Source organism: Hydrogenophaga aromaticivorans, assembly GCF_013387465.1.
Taxonomy (GTDB): domain Bacteria; phylum Pseudomonadota; class Gammaproteobacteria; order Burkholderiales; family Burkholderiaceae_C; genus Hydrogenophaga; species Hydrogenophaga aromaticivorans.
In genome coordinates this window covers 327942-344017 of sequence record NZ_VYGV01000006.1, presented here as the reverse complement: position 1 = coordinate 344017, position 16076 = coordinate 327942, and the positions used below count along the sequence as shown (strand labels likewise).

11 protein-coding genes are annotated in these 16076 nt (G+C 66.0%); 7 read left to right on the top strand and 4 right to left on the bottom strand.

The features are described 5' to 3' along the window. Window positions 1-6 precede the first annotated feature (6 nt). Together F3K02_RS05965 and map are read right to left on the bottom strand one after the other, a co-directional pair. On the bottom strand, window positions 7-2706 hold the full coding sequence (locus tag F3K02_RS05965; RefSeq protein WP_177134284.1) for a [protein-PII] uridylyltransferase: 2700 nt from the start codon (window positions 2704-2706) through the stop codon (window positions 7-9). A gap of 27 nt (window positions 2707-2733) precedes the next feature. After that, the gene (gene map, locus F3K02_RS05960) at window positions 2734-3564 is read right to left on the bottom strand and encodes a type I methionyl aminopeptidase (protein ID WP_177134283.1); all 831 of its coding nucleotides are present in this window, start codon (window positions 3562-3564) and stop codon (window positions 2734-2736) included. 116 nt (window positions 3565-3680) lie between these two features. On the opposite strand from map, the gene F3K02_RS05955 reads away from it, so the two are divergent. The 5 genes from F3K02_RS05955 to F3K02_RS05935 all read left to right on the top strand — a co-directional run bounded on the left by F3K02_RS05955 (window position 3681) and on the right by F3K02_RS05935 (window position 11096). After that, on the top strand, window positions 3681-4331 hold the full coding sequence (locus F3K02_RS05955) for a hypothetical protein (protein ID WP_177134281.1): 651 nt from the start codon (window positions 3681-3683) through the stop codon (window positions 4329-4331). 214 nt (window positions 4332-4545) lie between these two features. Then, window positions 4546-8553: a phosphoribosylformylglycinamidine synthase gene (gene purL / locus F3K02_RS05950; RefSeq protein WP_177134279.1), complete on the top strand. Its 4008-nt coding sequence runs from the start codon at window positions 4546-4548 to the stop codon at window positions 8551-8553. 4 nt (window positions 8554-8557) lie between these two features. After that, on the top strand, window positions 8558-9376 hold the full coding sequence (locus tag F3K02_RS05945) for a phytanoyl-CoA dioxygenase family protein (protein WP_177134277.1): 819 nt from the start codon (window positions 8558-8560) through the stop codon (window positions 9374-9376). An 85-nt stretch (window positions 9377-9461) separates the two neighbouring features. Next, the gene (locus F3K02_RS05940; RefSeq protein WP_177134275.1) at window positions 9462-10436 is read left to right on the top strand and encodes a DUF808 domain-containing protein; all 975 of its coding nucleotides are present in this window, start codon (window positions 9462-9464) and stop codon (window positions 10434-10436) included. Window positions 10437-10562: 126 nt separating this feature from the next. After that, window positions 10563-11096 carry a hemerythrin domain-containing protein gene (locus F3K02_RS05935; protein ID WP_177134273.1) on the top strand — a complete coding sequence of 178 codons (534 nt, stop codon included), beginning with the start codon at window positions 10563-10565 and terminating at the stop codon, window positions 11094-11096. A 66-nt stretch (window positions 11097-11162) separates the two neighbouring features. Here the strand turns inward: F3K02_RS05935 and F3K02_RS05930 are convergent, their stop codons facing one another. Then, window positions 11163-11975, bottom strand: coding sequence for an alpha/beta fold hydrolase (locus F3K02_RS05930; protein ID WP_177134271.1), 813 nt, complete (start codon window positions 11973-11975; stop codon window positions 11163-11165). Between the two features lie 28 nt (window positions 11976-12003). Beyond that, complete coding sequence (locus F3K02_RS05925) at window positions 12004-12468, bottom strand: DUF4863 family protein (protein ID WP_068175497.1); 465 nt, start codon at window positions 12466-12468, stop codon at window positions 12004-12006. A 231-nt stretch (window positions 12469-12699) separates the two neighbouring features. Between F3K02_RS05925 and boxC the strand changes: the two genes are divergently transcribed. Both boxC and boxB read left to right on the top strand, forming a co-directional pair. Next, window positions 12700-14382: a 2,3-epoxybenzoyl-CoA dihydrolase gene (gene boxC / locus F3K02_RS05920; RefSeq protein ID WP_177134267.1), complete on the top strand. Its 1683-nt coding sequence runs from the start codon at window positions 12700-12702 to the stop codon at window positions 14380-14382. Window positions 14383-14510: 128 nt separating this feature from the next. Continuing rightward, window positions 14511-15938, top strand: coding sequence for a benzoyl-CoA 2,3-epoxidase subunit BoxB (gene boxB / locus F3K02_RS05915; protein WP_177134264.1), 1428 nt, complete (start codon window positions 14511-14513; stop codon window positions 15936-15938). Window positions 15939-16076: the final 138 nt, after the last annotated feature.

Here is a 16076-nt window from a genome sequence, read left to right as displayed (position 1 = left end):
GGGCGCTCAGCCCTCCAGCGTCTCCAGCAACTCGGTTTCGATCTCGATCTGCCGTTTGTTGACCTGCAGTTGCGGGCCGCTGATGAGGAAGGTGTCTTCCACGCGCTCACCCAGCGTCGTGATTTTGGCCAGTTGCACGCTGACGTCGTAGCGGGCGAGCACGCGTGTGATGCAGTACAGCAGGCCGGCGCGGTCGCTGGCCGAGACGCTGAGCAGCCAGCGCTGGGCCTTTTCGTCGGGACGCAGGTCCACGCGCGGCGTGATCGGGAAACTCTTGACGCGGCGAGACAGGCGGCCCTTGCTCGGCGCAGGCAGCGGGCCACGCTGGTCGATGGCCTGGGCCAGATCGTTCTCCACCATGGCGGTCAGCGCGCGGTAGTGCTCGGACAGCGTGGGCGCCACGACCTGGAAGGTGTCGAGCGCGTGGCCGGTGTGCGTGGTGTGGATGCGGGCGTCCAGGATGCTGAAGCCGGCGTTGTCGAAGTAGCCGCAGATGCGGGCAAACAAATCGTTCTGGTCGGGCGCGTACACCAGCACCTGCAGGCCCTCGCCCTCGGGCGACAGGCGGGCGCGCACGATGCTGTTGTCCGGTTCCTGCGCTTCGCGCTCGACAACTTCAGGGCTGGCGGACTTTGAAGCCGCGGCGCGAACCGCCAGCTCGCGGGTCAACACCCGCGTGTGCCAGGCGATTTCGTCGGCCTGGTGGCGCATGAAGTAGCTCACGTCCAGCGTGTCCCACAGCGCTTTGTGCGCCAGGTGGGGCAGGGCGTGCAGGGCCAGCATCGACAGGGCTTCGCGCTTGCGCGCCTCGATCACGGCGTCCGGGTCGGGCGCGCGGCCACCGAGCGAGCGCAGGGTGTAGCGGTACAGGTCTTCCAGCAGCTTGCCCTTCCAGGCGTTCCAGACCTTGGGGCTGGTGCCTCGGATGTCGGCGACGGTGAGCAGGTAGAGCGCGGTCAGGTAACGCTCGTTGCCCACACGCTGGGCAAACGCGTTGATCACGTCCGGATCGCTCAGGTCTTCCTTCTGCGCCATGCGGCTCATGGTCAGGTGCTCGGCCACCAGGAACTCGATCAGCTTCGCGTCTTCGCGCTCGATGCCGTGCTGGCGGCAGAAGCTGCGCACGTCCTTGGCGCCGAGGTCGGAGTGGTCGCCGCCGCGGCCCTTGGCGATGTCGTGGAACAGCGCAGCGATGTAGAAGATCCAGGGCTTGTCCCAGCCCGCGGCGAGCTGCGAGCAGAACGGGTATTCGTGCGAGTGGTCGGCGATGAAGAAGCGGCGCACGTTGCGCAGCACCATCAGGATGTGCTGGTCCACGGTGTAGACATGGAACAGGTCGTGCTGCATCTGGCCCACGATGTGGCGGAACACCCAGAGGTAGCGCCCGAGCACCGAGGTCTGGTTCATCAGGCGCATGGCGTGCGTGATGCCCTCGGGCTCCATCAGGATCTGCATGAAGGTGGCGCGGTTGACCGGGTCGTTGCGGAACTTCGCGTTCATCACCGGCCGCGCGTTGTACAGCGCGCGCAGTGTGCGCGCCGACAGGCCCTTGATGCCCACCGTGGTCTGGTAGATGTGGAAGGTTTCCAGGATCGCGTGCGGGTGCTGCACGTAGAGGTTGTCGCTGGCCACTTCCAGCATGCCCGCCTTGTCAAAGAAGCGCTCGTTGATCGGGCGCATGCGGTCCACGCCGAGGTCGTCGCTGGCGAGACGTTCTTCGATGTTGAGCAGCAGGATCTGGTTGAGCTGGGTGACGGCTTTGGCGGCCCAGTAGTAGCGCTTCATCAGCACTTCGCTGGCGCGCCGCGCACCGCGCACGACGGGGGCCGCGTGCGGGCCAGGTCCGCCCGGGGTGATGACGGCCGGCACCTGTGGTTTGAAGCCGAACGATTCGGCCACCGCGTTCTGCAGGTCGAAGACCAGCCGGTCTTCGCGCCGGTTGGACAGCAGGTGCAGGCGCGCGCGGATCAGGTTGAGCAGGGCCTCGTTGGCCTTGATCTGGCGTGCTTCGAGCGACGTGGCCAGGCCCTTGCGCGCCAGCTCGTCCCAGCTGCGGCCGAGCCCCGCCGCCTTGGCCACCCACAACACGATCTGCAGGTCGCGCAGGCCACCGGGTGATTCCTTGCAGTTGGGTTCCAGCGAATAGGGCGTGTTTTCAAACTTGTTGTGGCGCTGGCGCATCTCCAGCGTCTTGGCGACGAAGAATGCCTTGGGGTCCATCGCTTCGTTGAGCTGGTTCACGAGCGTGGTGAACTGCGATTTGCCGCCGCAGATCAGCCGGCATTCGAGCAGCGAGGTCTGCACCGTCACGTCTTTGGATGCCTCGGCCACACAGTCGGCGGTGGTGCGCACGCTGGAGCCGATTTCCAGGCCCACATCCCAGCAGGCACCGATGAAACTTTCCAGACGGCTCTTGAGCGCCTCGTCCTGATCGGGTTCGCTGCCGTCGGGCAGCAGCACGAGCACGTCCACGTCCGAATACGGAAACAGCTCGCCGCGGCCGTAGCCGCCCACCGCGATGAGCGAAAACGTGGGCCCGAAGCCCGATCGGGTCCAGAGTTCGCGCAGCGTCTGGTCGGTCAGGCGGGACAGTTTCTGCAGGGCGCTGCGCACCCCCCGGGTGGAGGTGCCCTGCACGCCCAGCCGGTTCATCAGGGTGGCTTTGTCGCTGCGGTATTGCAGCCGCAGTGCGCTCAGATCGCCCATGGCGCGCTCCTGTTGGCCCGTCACGGGTCAGGCGGTGGTGGAAACCGCTGGCGTGACGAACGCGGGCAGCGGGGGGCTGCCGGCCGAGAGCGTGAGCACCTCATAGCCGGTCTCGGTGACCAGGATGGTGTGTTCCCACTGGGCAGACAAGGAGCGGTCCTTGGTGACGATGGTCCAGCCGTCGCCCATTTCCTTGATGTCGCGCTTGCCGGCGTTGATCATGGGTTCGATGGTGAAGGTCATGCCGGGCTTGAGCTCTTCGAGGGTGCCTGGCTTGCCGTAATGCAGCACCTGAGGTTCTTCGTGAAACTTCTGGCCGATACCGTGGCCACAGAACTCGCGCACCACGGAGAAGCCGCTGCCTTCGGCAAACACCTGTATCGCGTGGCCGATGTCACCCAGGCGCACACCGGGCCTGACCATGACGATGCCTTTCCACATGGCGTCGTAGGTGATGGCGCACAGGCGTTTCGCCGCGATCGAGGCCGCGCTTTCGCCACCGATCATGAACATGCGGCTGGTGTCGCCGTGCCAGCCGTCCTTGATGACGGTCACATCGATGTTGAGGATGTCGCCCTTCTTGAGCGCTTTCTCGTTCGGGATGCCGTGGCAGACCTGGTGGTTGATCGAGGTGCAGATGCTCTTGGGGTAGGGGATGTAACCCGAGGGCGCGTAGTTCAGCGGGGCCGGAATGGCGCCCTGCACGTTCACGATGTAATCGTGCGCCAGCTTGTCCAGCGCGCCGGTGGTGACACCGGGTACCACGTGGGGTGTGAGGTAGTCCAGCAGTTCGGAGGCCAGTCTGCCGGCGACGCGCATGCCCGCGATGCCGGCTTCGTCTTTGTAGGTGATGCTCATGGAGAGCGATTATCCCGCGGACTGCAACGCTTTGAAACGAAGGGTCAATGCGGGCCCGGACCGCCGGGTGCACACCTATACTCGCGCGCAGTTCCATCCATCCAGTGAGGTTTCCGATGAAAAAAGTGCACGCAGCGGGTCTGGTTTTGGCTTTGATATCGGGTTCTGCGATGGCCCAGGGCATCGGTGTGTATGGCGTGGCCGGCACCGGTGGCCTCGGCCTGGGCCTCAACCTGCCGGTGGGACCGGCTTTCGGTCTGCGTGGCGAACTGGCGCAGCTGACGACGTCCGACACCTACACCGAAGACCAGATCACCTACAAGGGCGACCTCAAGCTGCGCGGCAACGGCGTGTTCGCCGACTTCCGCCCGTTCCTCGGCACCTTCCGCCTGGTCGCGGGCGCCACGTTCACCGGTTCTTCTGCTGCGTTGCAGGCCCAGACCACCGACGGCACGGTGACCATCGATGGCCAGACCTTCAGCGCCACCGGCAACTCGTTGCTGGCCACCATCAAGTACCCGAACACCATGCCTTACCTGGGCGTGGGCTGGGGTCATGGCCGCTTCAACCAGCCGGGCTGGACCTTTGGTCTGGACCTGGGTGTGTCCATTGGCAAGCCCAAGGTCACTTTGACCGGCTCCGGCGGCCTGATGGCGCAGCCGGGCGCCTCCGCCGCCATCGCGGCCGAAGAGCGCAAGGTGCAGGACGATCTGGACAGCGCGAAGGTGTTGCCGGTGATCAAGGTCAGCGTCGGGTATAACTTTTAACCCCCCTGCGCCGCTTCGCGGCTTCCCCCCAGGGGGACCACACCTGGGACCGGCGGAGCCGGCTCCTCGGTGTGTGCTGGGGAGGACACGCGCTCCGGAAGCTGGGTTGGTGGCACTTTCGACGCTGAAAGCGTCGGGGCACCCCGGGTAAAATGTCGGGTTTCCACCCATCCCCCGGGCCATCCCGCGCCCGTCAGCCCCAAGGCCACCCACCGTGACCCTGCACCTGCGCTTCTTCGACGGCGGCAACGCCGTCAGCGACTTCAAAGTCCAGCAAATCCTGCCCCGTCTGCAGGGCATTTCCGACAAGATCACTGGCCTCTCGGCCCGCTTCGTGCACCTGGCGTCGTTCGACGCCGCGCCCGACGCGGCCACGCTGGAGCGCGTGGGCCAGCTCATGGCCTATGGCGAGCCGACCACCGAGGCGCACCTGGCGCTGGAAAAATCCGGCGCTCCGGCGCTGCTGGTGATGCCGCGCCTGGGCACCGTGTCGCCCTGGGCGTCCAAGGCCACCGACATCGCGCACAACTGCGGCCTGGCGCTGCACCGCGTGGAGCGGCTGGTCGAGTTCCGCATTGGCCTCAAGAGCGGTTTGCTGGGCAAGGCCAGTCTGAGCGCGGAACAACTGCGCGCCGTGGCCGATGTGCTGCACGACCGCATGACCGAGGCCGTGACCACCGAACGTTGCCAGGCCGAAGCCCTGTTCACCGAGCTGCACCCCGCGCCGATGGAGCACGTGGACGTGCTGGCCGGTGGCCGCGCGGCATTGGAAAAGGCCAACGTCGCATGGGGCCTGGCCCTGGCCGATGACGAGATCGACTACCTGGTCAACGCGTTCAATGGCCTGAAACGCAACCCGACCGACGTCGAGCTGATGATGTTCGCGCAGGCCAACAGCGAACACTGCCGCCACAAGATCTTCAACGCGCAGTTCACCATCGACGGCGTGGCGCAGGACAAGAGCCTGTTCGGCATGATCCGCCACACGCACCAGACGGCGCCGCAGCACACCATCGTCGCCTACTCCGACAACGCCTCCATCATGGAAGGCAGCGCCGTCGAGCGTTTCGTGGCGCGCGCCGGGCAGGGCGCATCGCCGGCCTACGCGAGCCAGGCCGCCACCAACCACATCCTGATGAAGGTGGAAACCCACAACCACCCGACCGCGATTTCCCCGTTCCCCGGCGCCGCCACCGGCGCGGGCGGCGAGATCCGCGACGAAGGTGCCACCGGCCGCGGCTCCAAGCCCAAGGCCGGCCTGACCGGCTTCACCGTCTCCAAACTCTGGGGTGGCCTGAGCGACCAACCGGGCGGCAAACCCGAGCACATCGCCAGCCCGCTGCAGATCATGACCGAGGGCCCGCTGGGCGGTGCCGCGTTCAACAACGAATTCGGCCGGCCCAACCTGCTGGGCTATTTCCGCGAATACGAGCAGGACGTGGCGGGTGTGACCCGGGGTTACCACAAGCCCATCATGATCGCGGGCGGCCTGGGCGTGATCGACTCGAAGCTCACGAAGAAGATCGATTTCCCGGCCGGCACGCTGCTGATCCAGCTCGGCGGCCCGGGCATGAAGATCGGCATGGGCGGCGGCGCCGCCAGCTCCATGGCCAGCGGCACCAACGCCGCTTCGCTGGACTTCGACTCCGTGCAGCGCGGCAACCCCGAGATCGAGCGCCGCGCGCAGGAGGTCATCAACCACTGCTGGGCGCAGGGCGAGCAGAACCCGGTGCTGTTCATCCACGACGTGGGCGCGGGCGGCCTGTCCAACGCCTTCCCCGAGCTGGTGAACGACGCTGGCCGGGGTGCCCGCTTTGATCTGCGCGCCGTGCCGCTGGAAGAGAGCGGCCTGGCACCGAAAGAAATCTGGTGCAACGAGAGCCAGGAACGCTACGTGCTGGCTATCGCGCCGGAGTCGCTGGAACAGTTCAAAGCCTTCTGCGAACGCGAGCGCTGCCCGTTTTCGGTGGTGGGCGTGGCTACCGAAGAGCGTCACCTCTCGCTGGTCGATGAAGGCAACGAGAGCCCCGTCGACATGCCGATGGATGTTCTCTTGGGCAAACCGCCCAAGATGCACCGCGACGTGACAACCGTTCAGCGCACTGGCCAGCCCATGGACCTGACCGGCGTGGACCTGCAGCAGGCCGTGATCAACGTGCTGAGCCACCCGACCGTGGCGTCCAAACGTTTCCTCATCACCATCGGCGACCGCACCGTGGGTGGCCTCTCCCACCGCGACCAGATGGTCGGCCCCTGGCAGGTGCCGGTGGCCGACTGCGCCGTGACCCTGGCCGATTTCCAGGGCTTCGCGGGCGAAGCCATGAGCATGGGCGAGCGCACGCCGCTAGCCGGCATCAACGCCGCGGCGTCGGGCCGCATGGCGGTGGCCGAGGCCATCACCAACCTGCTCGCCGCCCCCATCGAGCTGCCACGCGTGAAGCTCTCCGCCAACTGGATGGCCGCCTGCGGCGAACCGGGCGAAGACGCCGCGTTGTACGAAACCGTGAAGGCCGTGGGCATGGAGCTGTGCCCGGCGCTGGGCATTTCCATCCCTGTGGGCAAGGACAGCCTGTCGATGCGCACGCAGTGGAACGACGGTGCGGACAAGAAAAAAGTCACCTCACCGGTGAGCCTGATCGTCACCGGCTTCGCCACGCTGGCCGATGTGCGCGGCACCCTCACGCCGCAGCTCAACAACCAGATCGAAGACACCACCCTGGTGCTGATCGACCTCGGCAAGGGCCAGAACCGCATGGGCGGCAGCGTGCTGGGCCAGGTGCTCGGCCAGTTCGGTGACACCGTGCCCGATCTGGACGAGGCTCAAGAACTGGTCAATCTCGTCAACGCCATCAACACCTTGCGTGCCCAGGGCCGCATCCTGGCCTACCACGACCGCTCCGACGGCGGCCTGTTGGCCACCGTGGCCGAAATGGCCTTCGCCGGCCACGTGGGCGTGGCGCTGAACGTGGACATGCTGGTGACCGAAGGCGACGGCATCAGCGACAGCCGCATGGACAGCGGCGACGCCAAGAACTGGGCCACCCAGGTGGCCGCGCGCCGCCAGGAGCTCACGATCAAGGCCCTGTTCAGCGAAGAGCTGGGCGTGGTGCTGCAGGTGGCCACCGAACACCGCAACGACGTGATGCAGACCTTGCGCGAGCACGGCCTCTCCAAGCACAGCCACTTCATCGGCAAGACGCGACCCGCTTCGTCCGGCATGGATGTGGGCAAGGGCCAGCTGCAGGTCTGGCGCGACACCAAGGCCGTGTTCAGCGCCGACCTGTTCGACCTGCACCAGGTCTGGGACAGCGTGAGCTGGAAGATCAACCAGCAGCGCGACAACCCGGCCTGTGCCGACAGCGAACACGCCGCGGCCGGCCTACCCGCCGATCCGGGCATGCACGTCAGCCTGACGTTCGACCCATCGGACAACGTGGCCGCGCCGTTCCTGAACCTGAGCCGACCCAAAGTCGCCATCCTGCGCGAGCAGGGCGTGAACTCGCACGTGGAAATGGCCTACGCCTTCACCCAGGCCGGCTTCGAGGCCTACGACGTGCACATGACCGACCTGCAAAGCGGCCGCGCGAAACTGGCCGACTTCCAGGGCGTGGTCGCCTGCGGCGGTTTCAGCTACGGCGACACGCTGGGCGCCGGCATCGGTTGGGCGCGCAGCATCACCTTCAATCCATTGTTGTCCGAACAGTTCCAGGGCTTCTTCGGCCGCGCCGACACCTTCGGCCTGGGCGTGTGCAACGGCTGCCAGATGTTCGCCGAGCTGGCCGACATCATCCCCGGCGCCGAAGCCTGGCCGCGCTTCACCACCAACCAGAGCGAGCGTTTCGAGGCGCGCCTGTCCATGGTGGAAGTGCTGGAATCGCCCAGCCTGTTCCTGCAGGGCATGGCCGGCAGCCGCCTGCCGATCGCGGTGGCACACGGCGAAGGTTTTGCCAATTTCAAACACCGTGGCAACCCGGCCCAGGCCATCGCCGCCATGCGCTTCGTGGACAACGCGGGCGCCGCCACGGAGCAGTACCCGTTCAACCCGAACGGCAGCCCGGGCGGCCTGACGGCGGTGACCACGGCCGACGGCCGCTTCACGGCCATGATGCCGCACCCCGAGCGCGTGTTCCGCAACATCCAGATGAGCTGGACCAGTGGCGATATCAACGCCCACAGTCCGTGGATGCGCATCTGGCGCAACGCCAGAAAGTTCGTCGGCTGAACGCATGCCGCGTCAACACCCGATCGCCGCCGATGCCGTCCAGGCCTATGCCCGCGACGGCGCGGTGGTGCTGCGGGGCGTGTTGAACGCCGAAGAGTTGCGCAAGCTGGAAGCCGGCATCGAGCACAACCTCGCGCACCTGAGCCCGCTCGCGCTGGTGGCCAGCGAGCCCGACGATCCGGGCCGCTTCGTTGAAGATTTCTGCACCTGGCAGAACAACCCGGCCTACCAGCAGATCCTGTGCGACGGCGCATTGCCGCACATCGCCGCCCAGCTCATGCAGAGCCGGGCGGTGCGTCTGTACCACGACCACCTGCTGGTCAAGGAAGCCGGCACGCGCCAGCCCACGCCCTGGCACCAGGACCAGCCCTACTACAACGTGGGCGGCGCGCAGAACGTGAGCTTCTGGATCCCGGTGGACCCGGTGCCGCTGGCCAGCACGCTGCGCTTCGTGGCGGGTTCGCACACGGGCACCTGGTACATGCCCCGCACCTTCCGCGACCAGCAGGCCAGGTGGTTTCCGGACGGCACGCTGGCCGAACTGCCGCCCATCGATGCCGAGCCGGACCGCTACAAGCGGCTGGCCTGGGCGCTGGAGCCGGGCGACTGCGTGGCCTTTCACATGCTCAGCCTGCACGCCTCCAGCGGGACGGGGCCCGGTTCGCGGCGCCGGGTGTTTTCGGCCCGCTACCTGGGCGACGATGCGGTGCATGCACCGCGACCCTGGCGCACCTCGCCGCCGTTCCCGGGACTGGAAGAGCGCCTGCCCGAGGGTGCCCCCATGGACGCACCGAACTTTCCGCTGGTCTGGCCTGTGTCCTGAGGGTGTCCCTGTGCTGCGGCGCTGCATCCACCATGCGGCGCTGATAGAGTCGCGTTTTCACATTCTTTTCTGAGAATCATCCACCATGGCTTCCAGCCTCCTCCTGCTGCTCGACGACATCGCCACGATCCTCGATGACGTGGCCGTCATGACCAAGGTCGCCGCCCGCCAGGGCATGTCGGCCGCCGACGATGTGGCCGCCATGACGCAGATGGCCGCCAAGAAGACGGCCGGTGTGCTGGGTGACGACCTTGCGCTCAACGCCCAGCAGGTCACCGGCGTCAAAGCCGACCGCGAACTGCCCGTGGTGTGGGCCGTGTGCAAAGGGTCCTTGCTCAACAAGGCGATCCTCGTGCCAGCAGCACTGGCCATCAGCGCGTTCGTGCCCTGGCTCATCACGCCGCTGCTCATGCTCGGTGGCCTGTTTCTTTGCTTCGAAGGCGCTGAAAAGCTGTTGCACAAACTCTTTCACAAGCCAGAGGAAGTCGACGCACACCATGCCGAACTTGTGAAGGCCGTGAGCGATGAAAAGGTGGATCTGGTGGCCTTCGAAAAGGAAAAAATCAAGGGCGCGATCCGCACAGACTTCATCCTCTCGGCCGAGATCATCGTCATCACGCTGGGCACGGTGACGGCCGCCAGTTTTGGGCAGCGCGTGTCGGTGCTGGTGGGCATTTCCATCCTGATGACGCTGGGTGTTTATGGCCTCGTGGCCGGTATCGTGAAGCTGGACGACGCTGGCCAGTACCTTGCGCGCCAGGCTGCCAGCTGGAAGCAGGCCTTTGGCCGCGGCCTGCTGGCCTTTGCGCCCTGGCTCATGAAAGCCTTGTCGGTGCTCGGCACCGCAGCCATGTTTCTTGTGGGTGGGGGCATCCTGGTGCACGGCATACCCGCCATCGGTCACGGCATCGAACAGTTTGCCGAAGGCCTGGGCTGGGCCGCCGGCCTGACGAACAGCCTGCTGGGCGGCGTCGCCGGTTTCATCGCCGGCGCTGCCGTGGTGATGGTGTTCAACGCCTGGAACCGCATGCGTGGCAAAGCGGCCGTCGGTGCGCACTGAGACGGTGCAGCCCTTGACATGCGTCAAGGTCGACAAACCGCCAGTCTCTAGACTGGCTCCTGCACCGTGAGTATGCTGTCGAATTTCCGCGGCAGATTCACGGCACAACGCCCATGAGGAGCCACCATGAACACCCCCGTCAACACCGACGAACCCCTGAACAATTTCTCCGACTGCCACGCCGGTATCGTCAAGCGCCTGACAGCCCTGGATGAACTGCCCGCCTTGCTGGAGCCCGCCGCCAGGGCCCGCCAGATCGCCGAAGAGTCGCTGGAGTTTTTCCGCGAAGCCATCTTCGAACACCATCTGGAAGAAGAACGTGAACTCTTTCCCGCGGTGATCGCCAGCGCACAACCGGGAGCCGAGCTGGAGCGCGTCAAGGCCATGGCCAAGCGCCTCACCGACGAGCACCGCGCCATCGAAATTCTGTGGAAACAACTTGAGAAGGGCCTGAAGCCGGTGGCCAAGGGCCAGAGCACCAAGCTCGATGTGAGCGAGTTGCACCGTCTGGTGACTGAATACAAGGCGCATGCCGCCTACGAAGAGACCGAGTTCCTTCCCTTGAGCGAAGAGATCCTGGGCCGCAACAGCAACCACATGGCCGCGCTGGGCCTGTCGCTGCACATGCGGCATGCGAAGCCGGTGAACGCGTACATCTGAACGGGGTCAGCAGAAGGGGGCGGCTGCCGGCCAGCGGCAGGGCCACGGCACGGAGCCGTTCCTGAGTCACCGCCTTGGGCTATGGGCCTGTGACACAAAGTCCCGGATGGCCCGGGTCAGTTCATCGGGGCGGTCGCGGTGCGGCGAATGACCGCAGCCCGCCATGACGTGCATTGTGGCCAACGGTGCCAGGGCGCCGATGCGCTCAATCTGGGCCAGCGTGCCGTACTCGTCGGCGCTGCCCTGAACTGCCAGCACCGGGCAGCGGATGAGCGGCAGCAAGTCTTCGATCGTCCAGCCGCGGAACGCCGGTGACAGCCAGACGTCGTTCCAGCCCCAGAAGGCCGAGTCCGGGTCCAGGTGATGCCGGGCGAGCCGGGCTTTCAGGTCGGTCTGGAGGTAGGCTTCGCGCGCCTGCTGGATGCTGCGGATGGAGATGTCTTCCACCATCACATGGGGTGCGACCACGATCAGGCCCTGCACCGACCCGGGGTGGCGCGCGGCGTGGATCAGCGCGATCGACCCGCCGTCGCTGTGGCCCAGCAGCCAGACTTCGCGGTAGGTCTGGTGCACGCCGAGTTCGCGCAGCAAGGCCGGCAACACCTCGCTCGCCTGGCGCTCCAGAAAGTCGGGTTGCCAATGCTGCTCGGCGGGCCGTGGGGTCGAGCGGCCGTAGCCGGGCCGCGAATACACCAAGCCATGCCAGTCCAGCGCCTGGCAGAGCAGGGCGGGGTAGTCCCGCCACATGCTGACCGAGCCCAGCCCCTCGTGCAGGAACACCAACAGGGGCCGGTCGGCGGCGCTGGCGGGAATCCACCGGGTTTCGATGTCGACGGCGCTGCCGGCCCAATCCACGCGGCAAAGGGGGGTGGTGTTCATGGGGTTCTTTTTCGCGGCGGGCAGTGGCTCACTGGGTGAATTCGATGCGGCCTTCCGGCAGCAGGTACAGGACCAGCGCACGACCGCGGGCCACGGTGGGCGAATGCGCCGAGCCCGGGCCATAGACCAGCCAGCCCGCGCCCCGGCCGTCGAAGGTGGCGGTGTCGTCCAGCGGCATGATCAGATCGATTTCGCCCAGGGGGTGCGCATGGTGGGGGCCGGCGAGGGTGTTCATGTCCACCACGTCCACCGAAAAGCGCTGCAGAGCGTCGTCGGGTTTGAAGATCCGCCCGTACTTGAGGCCGCCCCCCTCGCGCTGGCAGAGCCAGCCCTCGGCCACCCCTTGTTCGCACGCGGCCTTGAGCTGGCGGTAGGTGGGCGAGTCGGCACCCAGTTCCTGGTTGAGCCACGTCTGTAGCGAGGTGTCGAGCGCACGGTCGCCGATCTGGCGCGTCACGTCTTGCAGCAGGGTCTTGAATGCGTCGGGGTTCACGGGCGTCTCCTGGTGGTTCATGGGGTATGCACTATTGTGCAGTTCGGCAAGACTATCGAAATGTGGTGATCTGTCAAGCAGTATGTTGCATTTCAGGAGGATGCGAGTCGCGCTTGGGTCATGAGTTATGGGGTAATTGGCGCATTAAAATGCTTGACCTAGTGCAATATCATGCACTATGATGCATCAAATCCAGCTTGCAGCATCTTGCATTTACCAAGGAATGGCCCCATGAACGCTCCCGATCCCTTCGTCACGCGCCAGGCTCAGATGGTCGATTACCGCACCGCCCCCAGCGAGTACCGCCACTGGAAACTCACCTTCGATGGCGCGATTGCCACGCTGGCGATCGACATCGACGAAGACGGCGGCATCCGCCCGGGCTACAAGCTCAAGCTCAACAGCTACGACCTGGGCGTGGACATCGAACTGCACGACGCCCTGAACCGCATCCGCTTCGAACACCCCGAAGTGCGCACCGTGGTGATCACCAGCGGCAAGGACCGCGTGTTCTGCTCCGGCGCCAACATCTTCATGCTCGGTGTCTCGACCCACGCCTGGAAAGTGAATTTCTGCAAGTTCACCAACGAAACCCGCAACGGCATCGAAGACACCAGCAAACATTCCGGCCTCAAATTCCTGGCCGCCCTGAACGGCGCCTGTGCCGGTGGCGGCTACGAGCTGGCCCTGGCCTGCGATCAGATCCTGCTGGTCGACGACCGCTCCAGCGCGGTCAGCCTGCCCGAAGTGCCGTTGCTGGGTGTCCTGCCCGGCACGGGCGGCCTGACCCGCGTGACCGACAAACGGCACGTGCGCCACGACCTGGCCGACATCTTCTGCACCACCAGCGAAGGCGTGCGTGGTCAGAAGGCCGTGGACTGGCGCCTGGTGGACGCCGTGGCCAAGCCGCAGCAGTTCGCCGCCGCCGTGAGCGAACGCGCCGCCCAGCTGGCCGCCCAGAGCGACCGCCCAGCCGATGGGAAGGGCGTGAGCCTGCCCCGCATCGAACGCACGGACAGCGATGACGGCATCGCCTACACCTACGTGAACGTGGTCATCGACCGCGCCAAGCGCAACGCCACCATCACCCTCAAGGCCCCGAGCGGCGCGCAGCCAACCGACATCGCCGGCATCGAAGCCGCGGGTGCCGCCTGGTACCCGCTGCAGATGGCGCGCGAACTCGACGACGCCATCCTCAACCTGCGCACCAACGAACTCGACATCGGCACCTGGGTGCTCAAGACCGAGGGCGATGCTGCGGCCGTGCTGGCCAACGACGCCCTGATGCTGGCGAACAAAGACCACTGGTTCGTGCGCGAGACCATCGGCGCACTGCGCCGCACCTTCGCACGCCTGGACGTGTCGTCCCGCAGCCTGTTCGCGCTGATCGAATCGGGCTCCTGCTTCGCCGGCACCCTGGCCGAGCTGGCCTTCTGCGCCGACCGCGCCTACATGCTGGCCCTGCCCGACGACGCCGACAAAGCACCCCAGCTGCAGCTGAGCGAATTCAACTTCGGCTACCTGCCCATGGTCAACGACCAGTCGCGCCTGCAGCGCCGCTTCTACGAAGAGGCCGGCCCGATGGAAGCCGCGCGCGGCGCCATCGGCCAGGCCCTCGACGCCGACGCCGCGCTGGCCCTGGGCCTGGTGACCGCGGCGCCCGACGACATCGACTGGGCCGACGAAGTGCGCCTGGCGCTGGAAGAACGCGCCGCCATGTCGCCCGACGCCCTGACCGGCCTGGAAGCCAACCTGCGTTTCGCGCAGAAAGAAAACATGGCCACCCGCGTCTTCGGCCGCCTCACGGCCTGGCAGAACTGGATCTTCCAGCGCCCCAACGCCGTCGGCGAAAAAGGCGCCTTGAAGGTCTACGGCAAAGGCGACAAAGCCCAGTTTGATATGAACAGGGTGTGACCCCCCGCGCCGCGCTGCGCGCGTCACCCCCCAGGGGGCGATGCGAGTGGCCCGGCGAAGCCGGTTCCACCGCATCCCCGATTAAAGACACCTCACCCCACCGTTCCGTCCACCCGCAGGAGACCAACATGTCCACCATCGACTACAGCGACAAGATCCCCAACAACGTCAACCTGAGCGAAGACCGCACGCTGCAGCGCGCACTGGAGCAGTGGCAGCCCAACTACCTCAAATGGTGGGACGACATGGGCCCGGACGGCTCACAGAACTTCGACGTCTACCTGCGCACGGCGATCAGCGTGGACCCGCAGGGCTGGGCGCAGTTCGGCCACGTCAAGATGCCCGACTACCGCTGGGGCATCTTCCTCAACCCGGCCGAAGCCGACCGCAAGATCCACTTCGGTGACCACAAGGGCGAAGCCGCCTGGCAGGACATCCCCGGCGAATACCGCGCCAACCTGCGCCGCATCATCGTGACGCAGGGCGACACCGAGCCGGCATCGGTCGAGCAGCAGCGCCACCTCGGCCTGACCTGCCCGAGCCAGTACGACCTGCGCAACCTGTTCCAGGTCAACGTCGAAGAAGGCCGCCACCTCTGGGCCATGGTCTACCTGCTGCACAAGTACTTCGGCAAGGACGGCCGCGAAGAAGGCGAAGCTCTCTTGGAACGCAACAGCGGCAACGCCGACAACCCGCGCATCCTCGAAGCCTTCAACGAAGAAACGCCCGACTGGCTGAGCTTCTTCATGTTCACCTACTTCACCGACCGCGACGGCAAGTTCCAGCTCTGCGCCCTGGCCGAGTCCAGCTTCGACCCGCTGGCGCGCACCACCAAGTTCATGCTCACCGAAGAAGCGCACCACATGTTCGTGGGCGAGTCGGGCGTGAGCCGCGTGATCAACCGCACCTGCCAGGTGATGAACGAGCTCAAGACCGACGACCCGGCCAAACTGCGCGCGGCCGGCGTGATCGACCTGCCCACCATCCAGCGCTACCTGAACTTCCACTTCTCGGTGACCATCGACCTCTTCGGTGCCGACGAATCCAGCAACGCCGCCACCTTCTACAGCACCGGCCTCAAAGGCCGCTATGAAGAAGGCAAACGCACCGACGACCACCAGCTGCGCGGTCAGTTCTACAAAGTGCTCAACGTGCAGAACGGTCAGCTGATTGAGAAAGAAGTGCCGATGCTCAACGCGCTCAACGAGGTGCTGCGCGACGACTACATCAAGGACAGCATCGGCGGTGTGGAGCGCTGGAACAAGGTCATCGAGAAGGCCGGCATCCCGTTCCGCCTGACGGTGCCGCACAAGGCCTTCCACCGCAACATCGGTCTGCTCAAGGGCGTGAAGGTCGCGCCCGATGGCCGTGTGATCTCCGAGTCCGAATGGGCCGCCAACCGCGACAACTGGCTGCCCAGCGAAGGCGACCGCGCCTTTGTCGCCAGCCTGATGGGCCGCGTGGTCGACCCGGGCAAGTTCGCCAACTGGATCGCGCCGCCGGTCATGGGCATCAACCGCCAGCCGGTGGACTTCGAGTACGTAAGGTTTGCGTGACACCCCCCTGCGCCGCTTCGCGGCTTCCCCCCTCTCTGGCGCGCCTTCGGCGCTTGGAGGGGGGACGACGCAGAACAAGGCCCACCCCCGTCGCTTGCCCACTTCGTGTGGCCGCTCCGCCCCTCAAGGGGCGATGCC

Coding starts and splice junctions, on each gene's coding strand:
- F3K02_RS05965 (WP_177134284.1), bottom strand. CDS start 2,706: ATGGGCGATCTGAGCGCACTGCGGCTGCAATACCGCAGCGACAAAGCC.
- map (WP_177134283.1), bottom strand. CDS start 3,564: ATGAGCATCACCTACAAAGACGAAGCCGGCATCGCGGGCATGCGCGTC.
- F3K02_RS05955 (WP_177134281.1), top strand. CDS start 3,681: ATGAAAAAAGTGCACGCAGCGGGTCTGGTTTTGGCTTTGATATCGGGT.
- F3K02_RS05945 (WP_177134277.1), top strand. CDS start 8,558: ATGCCGCGTCAACACCCGATCGCCGCCGATGCCGTCCAGGCCTATGCC.
- F3K02_RS05940 (WP_177134275.1), top strand. CDS start 9,462: ATGGCTTCCAGCCTCCTCCTGCTGCTCGACGACATCGCCACGATCCTC.
- F3K02_RS05935 (WP_177134273.1), top strand. CDS start 10,563: ATGAACACCCCCGTCAACACCGACGAACCCCTGAACAATTTCTCCGAC.
- F3K02_RS05930 (WP_177134271.1), bottom strand. CDS start 11,975: ATGAACACCACCCCCCTTTGCCGCGTGGATTGGGCCGGCAGCGCCGTC.
- boxC (WP_177134267.1), top strand. CDS start 12,700: ATGAACGCTCCCGATCCCTTCGTCACGCGCCAGGCTCAGATGGTCGAT.
- boxB (WP_177134264.1), top strand. CDS start 14,511: ATGTCCACCATCGACTACAGCGACAAGATCCCCAACAACGTCAACCTG.